The 374-nt window shown below is 57.0% G+C and carries 1 rRNA gene; it reads right to left on the bottom strand.

Going from position 1 to position 374, the window contains the following annotated elements:
- Nucleotides 1–374 (bottom strand): 16S ribosomal RNA (locus OKS35_RS15355); the annotation flags it as partial.

Raw genomic sequence — 374 nt, 5'->3', positions numbered from 1 at the left:
GATCCAGCCGCACCTTCCGATACGGCTACCTTGTTACGACTTCACCCCAATCATCTGCCCCACCTTCGGCGGCTGGCTCCTTACGGTTACCTCACCGACTTCGGGTGTTGCAAACTCTCGTGGTGTGACGGGCGGTGTGTACAAGACCCGGGAACGTATTCACCGCAGTATGCTGACCTGCGATTACTAGCGATTCCGACTTCATGCAGGCGAGTTGCAGCCTGCAATCCGAACTGAGAACGGCTTTCTGGGATTGGCTCCACCTCGCGGCTTCGCTGCCCTTTGTACCGTCCATTGTAGCACGTGTGTAGCCCAACTCATAAGGGGCATGATGATTTGACGTCATCCCCACCTTCCTCCGGTTTGTCACCGGC

Source organism: Exiguobacterium sp. N5 (assembly GCF_025842465.1).
GTDB classification, from domain to species: Bacteria; Bacillota; Bacilli; order Exiguobacteriales; family Exiguobacteriaceae; genus Exiguobacterium; species Exiguobacterium profundum.
This window is presented reverse-complemented; position numbering and strand designations above follow the sequence as displayed.